The sequence below is a fragment of the Streptococcus oralis genome, from assembly GCF_001579175.1.
GTDB classification, from domain to species: Bacteria; Bacillota; Bacilli; order Lactobacillales; family Streptococcaceae; genus Streptococcus; species Streptococcus oralis_O.
Genome location: NZ_KQ970760.1, coordinates 350,985 through 353,950, shown reverse-complemented (window position 1 = coordinate 353,950; position 2,966 = coordinate 350,985). Strand labels below are relative to the sequence as shown.

Here is a 2,966-nt window from a genome sequence, read left to right as displayed (position 1 = left end):
ATTGTATTTTTGACTACAAATATTCTAAATCCTTACTTTCTAAACTTTCTAATTGTTATTCTTACAGAAGGCTTTATACCAACCTATTATAGTCCAATAAAAAATGGAATGCAAGCGTTTGCCTATAGGTTGTGAAATTAGAGATTTTTCTCTTAAAATAATGCTTTTGAAACAAAAATTCTGGTTTAGTAGTTTCCTTAAAACACCAAAAAACCTACCCTTAGGGGCAGGCTACGAATTATAAAAAGCAAACTATTTTGACCTATATGATTCACTATTTAATCAAAGAACTAATCTTTCATAATTCTTTTCACAATCCCATTTCTATCAATTAGAAAACAATCTGGAAAGGTCATCTGCTCCCATTTTTCATAATCAAAACTGGAATCAAAGTGATGTAGTAGTATTCCTATCAAATTCCCGTGTGAACTAAGTAAAATCGTTTTTTCTGAGTATCTCTCTTCCAATTCCATTAAGAAATTTAGTACTCTAGCTAGTGCATCTTGATTTGATTCCCCTTCTGAAAGAGATTCACTGGGATTTTGCCATAAATATTTAATACTGTCTTCAAACTCAGAATCTTTTATAAAGGTTGAAGATAATTTTCGCTCTCGTAACCGATTATCAAGAACTATTTTATCAAATTGAATTGGCGAGCTATTAATCGTTTCAAATGCTCGTTTATAAGGACTAGAAAAATAATGATCAATATTAAAAGAATTCAAAAACTCTAACTGATCAAGAGATGAAAATCCTTTTTCTGACAAAGTTCTATTAAAATCATCACTTGAAAATTTTGAATGAGCATGTCTAAGTAAAATATAAGAATTATTCATAAATCATTACCTTTCAATTATTGTCATCAGTCTAAAATTTAAAAAATCTCTAAACCATCAATTACTCTTTAAAAAATCTTCAATCTGCGAAACTATTTCATTACTTTGATAATGATAGAGATCGTGTGGTGCATCCATATAGATAACTTGAACATTAGACTGGTCGCTTGCAAATTTCTCTGCATAACGTTGCCACTCAAATTGGCTAAAGCTAGTGCCTTGACCGTTAGACACCAGTAGTAAGGTGGGAATTTTCGGATTAATGTTTGAGGGAACTTTCTTGGCATTTTCCTTTACCGTTTGGGATTCATGAAGCATGGCTTGTGACATCAACTGCTTATAAGCTAGAAGTTTATATTGTTTTCGTTCACTCTCGATCAGAGTTTGATTTTTGATATAAAAGGACTCAGGGAAATAACGTAATAAACCAATCTTACTGCTCCAATAGGCCAACGTAAGCAAGGCCTGATTATCCTTTAAATCCTCATAACTTGATGGCAGTGCCCAATCCAGACCAATCAAGGCTTTCACTTCATCAGGATACTTCTCCTGCCAAGCCAAACTCTCTAGACTAGACATGGAATGAGACAGAATGATAAACGGCCCTGTGATATTTGCTTGCGAAAGAGCTTGGCGAGTCTCAGACAAAACCTCCATCACATCTCTTGAATGATTGCTATCATCACTATAACCATATCCCGCTCGCTCCACGATAACTACCTTATACTGTTTCGATAAGGATTCCGATACTTCTTTAAAATCCAATATAGGAGAAGCAATACCAGCACCTGAGAGAACTACTATAGTTTCAGGACCATCTCCTTCAAAGTAAATATTTATTTGATGTCCATTGACGAGAACTTGTTGCCCCATAGGTGTCAGTGAGGCTTTTTCCTTTTCCAAACAGATACGGTGAAAGATGAATGTAGCGAGTAAAAACAAAAGAAGCAAACTAATGAAGCCAAAACACCATTTTTTCAGTTTTTTCATAGCATTATTGTACAAAAATTAGAATCTTTTAGCAACTTAAGATTGGTTCTTCTACAGTATATTGGCTATATATTCACAAACCAAAAAACCCACCCAATGGGCAGGTTCTGTATGTATTGTTCAGCTCGATTAAGCTTTACCTTCTGAACCGAATACGTCGATACGTTCTTCAACTGATGCTTGGATAGCTTTGACACCGTCAGCCAAGAATTTACGTGGGTCGAAGAGTTTCTTCTTGTCGTATTCTGCTTCGTTTGCTTCGTAGTCACGAGCAAATTTACGAGTTGCGTTAGCGAATGCGATTTGGCATTCAGTGTTAACGTTAACTTTCGCAACACCAAGTTTGATAGCTGCTTGGATTTGCTCATCAGGAATACCTGATCCACCGTGCAATACGATTGGGAAGCCTGGAAGAGCTTCTGTCAATTTTTGCAAGTGGTCAAGGTCAAGACCTTCCCAGTTTGCTGGGTAAGGACCGTGGATGTTACCGATACCAGCTGCCAAGAAGTCGATACCAGTTGCAACCATTGCTTTAGCGTCTTCGATTGGAGCCAATTCACCTTTACCGATGATACCGTCTTCTTCACCACCAATAGTACCAACTTCAGCTTCTACTGAGATACCTTTAGCGTGTGCTTTTTCAACAACTTCTTTAGCCAATTTAAGGTTTTCTTCAACTGGAAGGTGTGAACCGTCAAACATGATTGAAGTGTAACCAACTTCGATACACTCAAGTGCATCTTCGTAGTGACCGTGGTCAAGGTGGATAGCTACTGGTACAGTGATACCCATTGACTCAACAAGGTTAGCGATCAAGTTGCGAGCAACTTTGTAACCACCCATGTATTTAGCAGCACCCATTGAAGTTTGGATCAAAACTGGAGCTTTTTTAGCTTCTGCTGCACGCAAGATAGCTTGAGTCCACTCAAGGTTGTTTGTGTTAAATCCACCAACTGCATAACCGTTGTCACGAGCTGCTTGGACAAATTTTTCTGCTGAAACGATTGCCATTTGTCAGGCCTCCTATATATTTTTTGGGACATCCCATTTACATTGTTCATTTTATCACTTTTTGACAAAAAAAGCTAGTTTTTCCCATACTTTAGATTGAATTTCTTCCAACTCAATCAATGTAAACCC

General features: G+C 36.9%; 3 protein-coding genes. All 3 read right to left on the bottom strand.

The genetic code is table 11. The features are described from left to right. Positions 1 to 290: 290 nt before the first annotated feature. Positions 291 to 836, bottom strand: coding sequence for a histidine phosphatase family protein (locus tag SORDD24_RS06055; protein ID WP_061408643.1), 546 nt, complete (start codon positions 834 to 836; stop codon positions 291 to 293). Between the two features lie 57 nt (positions 837 to 893). Further along, entirely contained in the window at positions 894 to 1,826 is a 933-nt protein-coding gene (locus SORDD24_RS06050) for an alpha/beta hydrolase (protein WP_061408640.1), read from the bottom strand. Between the two features lie 129 nt (positions 1,827 to 1,955). Further along, positions 1,956 to 2,837 carry a class II fructose-bisphosphate aldolase gene (locus SORDD24_RS06045; protein WP_001018999.1) on the bottom strand — a complete coding sequence of 294 codons (882 nt, stop codon included), beginning with the start codon at positions 2,835 to 2,837 and terminating at the stop codon, positions 1,956 to 1,958. Positions 2,838 to 2,966: the final 129 nt, after the last annotated feature.

Bases quoted from the DNA above. Each gene is read 5' to 3' on its own strand.
- SORDD24_RS06055 (WP_061408643.1), bottom strand. From the start codon at position 836: ATGAATAATTCTTATATTTTACTTAGACATGCTCATTCAAAATTTTCA.
- SORDD24_RS06050 (WP_061408640.1), bottom strand. From the start codon at position 1,826: ATGAAAAAACTGAAAAAATGGTGTTTTGGCTTCATTAGTTTGCTTCTT.
- SORDD24_RS06045 (WP_001018999.1), bottom strand. From the start codon at position 2,837: ATGGCAATCGTTTCAGCAGAAAAATTTGTCCAAGCAGCTCGTGACAAC.